6 protein-coding genes and 1 tRNA gene are annotated in these 5,231 nt (G+C 35.7%); 2 read left to right on the top strand and 5 right to left on the bottom strand.

Features of this window, described 5'->3' with window-relative positions; all coding sequences use genetic code 11:
* Positions 1 to 22 precede the first annotated feature (22 nt).
* The 5 genes from ACIPNH_RS05755 to ACIPNH_RS05735 form a co-directional block, all read right to left on the bottom strand.
* Positions 23 to 313: a GIY-YIG nuclease family protein gene (locus ACIPNH_RS05755; protein WP_007549156.1), complete on the bottom strand. Its 291-nt coding sequence runs from the start codon at positions 311 to 313 to the stop codon at positions 23 to 25.
* Positions 314 to 473: 160 nt separating this feature from the next.
* Complete coding sequence (gene radC, locus ACIPNH_RS05750) at positions 474 to 1,148, bottom strand: RadC family protein (protein ID WP_006280440.1); 675 nt, start codon at positions 1,146 to 1,148, stop codon at positions 474 to 476.
* The gene (locus ACIPNH_RS05745; RefSeq protein WP_041573522.1) at positions 1,123 to 1,353 is read right to left on the bottom strand and encodes a hypothetical protein; all 231 of its coding nucleotides are present in this window, start codon (positions 1,351 to 1,353) and stop codon (positions 1,123 to 1,125) included. Before ACIPNH_RS05745 ends, radC begins: the two co-directional genes overlap by 26 nt.
* 142 nt (positions 1,354 to 1,495) lie before the next feature.
* The gene (locus tag ACIPNH_RS05740) at positions 1,496 to 2,092 is read right to left on the bottom strand and encodes an RDD family protein (RefSeq protein ID WP_064124935.1); all 597 of its coding nucleotides are present in this window, start codon (positions 2,090 to 2,092) and stop codon (positions 1,496 to 1,498) included.
* 24 nt (positions 2,093 to 2,116) lie between these two features.
* Positions 2,117 to 2,199, bottom strand: a tRNA-Leu gene (locus ACIPNH_RS05735).
* Between the two features lie 114 nt (positions 2,200 to 2,313).
* On the opposite strand from ACIPNH_RS05735, the gene ACIPNH_RS05730 reads away from it, so the two are divergent.
* On the top strand, positions 2,314 to 3,765 hold the full coding sequence (locus ACIPNH_RS05730) for a replicative DNA helicase (RefSeq protein ID WP_400772182.1): 1,452 nt from the start codon (positions 2,314 to 2,316) through the stop codon (positions 3,763 to 3,765).
* Between the two features lie 114 nt (positions 3,766 to 3,879).
* Positions 3,880 to 5,169, top strand: a complete 1,290-nt coding sequence (locus tag ACIPNH_RS05725) for a hypothetical protein (RefSeq protein WP_400772180.1) — start codon at positions 3,880 to 3,882, stop codon at positions 5,167 to 5,169.
* The last annotated feature ends 62 nt before the right edge of the window (positions 5,170 to 5,231 follow it).

Below are 5,231 nucleotides of genomic sequence, written 5' to 3'. Positions count from 1 at the left end.
TGTTAGCGGGATCTCAGCATAGCTATCTTAAAGCTAAGTAATATAAGTCAACCCAGCTAGGATTCTTTTGATTGATCAAATTAATTTTCCACTGCCTTGGCCATTCTTTCAGGCGCCTTTCTCTTGCAATAGCTAAACTTATATCTTCAAACTCTTCAAAATATACAAGTTTATTTACATTATATCTTGATGTAAAACCTGAAACAATTTTGTTTTTGTGTTCCCAAATCCTCTTGATCAAATTTGCAGTTACACCAATATATAATGTGCTATTAGCTTTATTTGTAAGTATATAGATATATGATAACTTCATCTTAATCGTTTATAGCTAAAGTAACTGAGGTTTACCAACATTATACTACACCATCATACCACAATAAAACTTACCGTCATGCCGCCGCAGATAGATCCCGCTAACACGTAGCGGAATGACGATTGTCGGTAAATCTAAGTTACTGTAGCTATAAAGGCTTTCACAACAACCTATTTTCCTTGAAACTAAAATAGCTACTGAATGTAATAATAATGTGATCTATTAATTCTATTCCTATACTTTGGCAAGCTTCTGCTAGTTGTCTAGTGAGAGATATATCGCTATTTGAAGGTTGTGTATCTCTGCTTGGATGATTGTGAGATATTACAATGGATGTTGAACCAATCAAAAGTGCGCGCTTGATGATCTCTCTGACATAAAGAGGAGTTTGATCTACTGTACCAATATTTTGCAGGTCTTCCGCTATTAGACGATACTTTTTATTCATATAGATGACGCGAAAATTTTCCTTATTGAGGCTTCCTATACTTATTCTTAAATAATCAAGCAATTTTTCCCAGTTATCGATTATAGGCAGGTCTTTTATTTCTTCTCTTGCAGAACGAACAAAGGCTTGTTTTACACAAAAGATGGCAGATATCGCTGCATTGCTGACACCATCAACATTTTGCAGCGCTTCCAGGTCAGCATTAAAAACTTTATTCAAACTGCCAAAATTTTCTATCAAACTCTTTGCTATCGGCTTTACATCAATTCTACTGTATGCTGAATATAAAATGTGCTCTAAAACCTCATAATCAAGTAATGATTGTCCATTATCTAAAATAATTTTCTCCCTTAGGCGCTTTCTATGCCCCTTTTTGTAATTTTTCATCATCAATGAATTGCTTATCTCTTGTATAATAAGAAATTAGATTTTTAAGTAAAATATTTAATAAAGCGCATGACGCACAATTGTAAGAACATTCATTTTTAAAGACAGCAAATGGTGTCATGAAAGTAGCTGAGACACTGTCCTCCTTTGTCATCCGAGTAGCTGACACTGGTTCCTTTACGACGGCAGTGCCCAGAGGTGTCATCCCAGTGCGTGCACATAGTGCAAAAAATTAAAAATAAGACGCCAATACGTAATACTGTTGTCGTTTAATCTGCACAGATTGAAGATAAATGAATACCTTCAGTATCATGATAAAGGGGCTGGCGAAGGGTGTCAAGTAGTTTTTAGCTCTGCCTTCTAAGGCTTTTACTCGTGACAACCACTGTGCCTGCGATCTTATCGTGCCAAGTTTGACAGCGTTTGTTGAAATTTGACCATAAAAAGCCCAAGAATAATGGTGCAACTGACAATATAAAGGAAAAAAATCTCTTTGTTGCTTGTCTTAAAGTTATCTTTTCGAAAGTTTGTGCATCCACAACTCTAAGCCCAAGTAATAGTTTTCCAGGTGTAGCAGCAAACCTTACCCACATATATATTACATAACAAAAGAGCATAATAAACTGGACTATTTGATTTAGGATTAGTAATTTTATAAGTCTACTCTGCGTTGTCTTTTCTTCCGCAGACAGTGGTGCTTGCATTGGGGATTTTGCAGCAATTTGACTTAATATTTTGCTATCCTCTGAGTTCATAAAGAGCTGATTTAAGGCTTGGCTGCAAAACTGCAAGAACAAAACGATAATAATTAAATCAAGCAATACTGATATATAGCGCCTGAGGCCCGTTACATAACATATCCCATTTTCATCTTTCTTTACCTTTTGAATAACATTTATAGAAGAAAAAATAGAAAATAAACGATCAAAAAATTTATGTAACATATATACACTTTCCAATATTTAACCTGCCCCTGGCCGGACTTGAACCAGCATGCTTTTGCAAGCAACAGATTTTGAGTCTGCCGTGTCTACCATTCCACCACAGGGGCATTAAGTTTTAATGCTATAGGCAACACGGAATTAGTCAAATTTTTTTGCCTTTACATCTTTCAAATGAGGACTAAATATTCTACAATAATCAACAGTTACTCTCAAAACTTAAAATGAATGAATTAGCTAGTCTCTTGGGTTCAAGAAGTGTAGACAAGGAAATATGTAAATTACCGCATAATCTAGAAGCTGAACAGATGCTTATTGGTGCAATGATTCGTGATAATAGAATCTGTGATGCAGTTGAAGACACAATTACAGCAGAAAATTTCTATGATCCACTGCATCAAAGTATTTTTACGCAAATATCTAAAACCAGGAAACACGGTATAGTTGCCAATGAACTGAGCCTTAAAATGTTTTTTGAAAACGACCAAGCATTTACCGAGTGTGGTGGGGTAGAGTACTTAGCAAAGCTTACAGCGAAGGCAAGTATTGCACTTGATATTTATAGTTTGACTAGAATAATCCGTGATACTTACTTAAGGAGATGTTTAATCAAGCTCGGGCAAGAAATAGTTGGTGATAGCTACAACTACGATATTGAAAATCCTGCACAGGCGCAAATTGAACAAGCAATGACAAAATTGTTCAATTTGGCAGTAAAAAAACAAGGTGAGAAAACATATATAAAACTTGCAAGTTCAATTAAAGATGTAGTTGAGAAGATCAGCACACTGAAAAATAATCCAGAAGCGCTAGGCGTTACAACCGGACTTCAAGATCTAAATCAGCTTCTTGGTGGTCTACAAAAATCTGATTTATTAATTTTAGCTGCAAGGCCTTCTATGGGTAAAACAGCATTGGCGCTAAACATCGCACTTAATGCTTGTAAGATGTTGCAAAAAAGAGCAGATAAGCACCACCATGTAGCGTTTTTCTCACTTGAAATGTCAGCAGAACAATTAACGGCAAGATTGATTACTATAGATTCAGGAATTAGTTATTATAAGGCATTAACCGGGAGAATTAGTGATTTTGAATTGCATGAGTTTATCAATACTAGTACAGAATTATCTGAACTGCCTTTCCTCATAGATGACACCCCTGCACTATCAATTAGCGCACTTCGCACCAGAATACGTTTGTTATATCAATTATATAATGTAGAAGTGGTATTCATTGATTATCTGCAGCTAATCAGAGGAACAACAAAAAGGAGTAATGAAAATAGAGTGCAAGAAATCTCGGAAGTGACGCAGGGTTTGAAAGCAATTGCAAAGGAGCTAAATATTCCCATTGTTGCACTATCTCAGCTCTCTCGTTCTGTTGAGCAGAGGGATGATAAAAAACCACAACTTTCTGATTTACGTGATTCAGGGAGCATAGAGCAAGACGCAGATATAGTAATGTTTCTCTATAGAGAAGAGTATTATGAACTAAGAAAACAGCCAAATGAAGGAAACAATAAACATCGGGAATGGCAAGAGAAAATGGAAAAAATTAGAAACATTGCAGAGCTCATTATTGCAAAGCAGAGAAATGGACCAATTGGCAGTATGAAGCTATATTTTGACTCTAACAGAGGTGCATTTAAAGATTACACGGAAAGGCATAGTTCATAGCTTGACAGCAATCTTCTTGTTCCCAAGTTTATCAATTATTTTTTTTATGTAAAGATAGCTTGACAACTTCTTAAAAATCCTTTTATAATGGTATTATATTTTATAATACGTGAGATGATGAATAAAAACAATGTACCCTATTGTATAGCTGGAACTCTGGCTGCTTTAACTTTATTAGCATCTGGAGTGTTTGCTGCAGCTCCTTATATTGGTTTCTTAGCTCCAGTTGCAGCATTAAGTGTTGGCCTTCCATTTATTATTGGTGGTGCTGTATTTTCTGCTGTAGCTATTGCACTTTCGTATGCAGCAGTTAGTAAGAACAAAACTATTTCTGAGAAGGAAGCTCAGCTTTCTGATGAAAAAAGTAAAGTAGAAGCTAAAGGTAAAATAATTTCTGAGAAAGTAAAAGAAATATCCGAAAAAAATACTCAACTGGCTAATCAAGCAAAAGAGATAGAAGATAAAGATAAAACTATTTCTGAGAAAGATCGGGAGATTTTTAGAATGAAAAATGAGTTGGCTGCAACCAGAAGGATTAATGCTTCTCAGCCAGGTGATACGGTAGAAATTGGTAGCGTAAACCAGCAGCTTACTAGGAAAGAGGTCGGAGTACAAGCTCAAGAGCAAAAAACTTCTGAGAAAAATACTCAACTACCTGAGAAAGAAAAAGAAATAGAAGAACTTAAACGAGGAAATGCTTTTGTTCCGCAAGCAAAGGATATCAAAGAAGTATTTACATCTGTAGCAGAAGCGTACAATAGTGGGCGCATTTCTGGTATTGTTAAGCGGCGCTGTAGTGATGTTGCGAATGACTTAAAAAATATCGTAGGTAGTGTGAAAAATGCTTATGGCACATCAATTGAGTATGTAAAAGGGAAATTTAATAATGCTGGAAATAAATTAAAAAATTTTTATGATACATCAGTTGAGTATACAAAAGGAGCACTTAACAGCGTTGGAAGCAGCTTGTACAGTAGGATTTATGGTACTAAGGTTTCTAGTCCAGAAGAGCAGTTTAAGCGTGAAGATGGATCTAAACCTAGCATGCAAGAACTAACTCGTTTGGATTATTTAAATCTTGAGGTTCTTTCCAGTGAGCAAAAGCAACGAGCTAATAGTTTGGATTATTTAAATATTGATAACGTTCCTAAGCAACCTGATCATTTAAATGTTGATGCTGCTAAAAGTTATTTAATGAGTCTTTCTGAGGATCAGGATGTATTTTATGATGCAGAATCTGGTGATGAAAAAGGTACTGAGATTTCTAGCCCAGAAAGTCAGCCAACTAAAGAAGAAAATGGTCAAGGCTGGTTTGCATGGAGCCTAGGAAAGGTTAAGTCGGCAATGACTGAAGTAGTAGTGATAGGTGCTGATGTTACTAAACCATATTGTGCTAAAGTATAGCTCTTTTCATAGAAGTCCGGATGTGATAAGATAAGGATAGAAGATGATAAGGAGGTTGAGTG

Source organism: Wolbachia endosymbiont of Drosophila barbarae, from assembly GCF_044752445.1.
GTDB classification, from domain to species: Bacteria; Pseudomonadota; Alphaproteobacteria; order Rickettsiales; family Anaplasmataceae; genus Wolbachia; species Wolbachia pipientis.
This window is presented reverse-complemented; position numbering and strand designations above follow the sequence as displayed.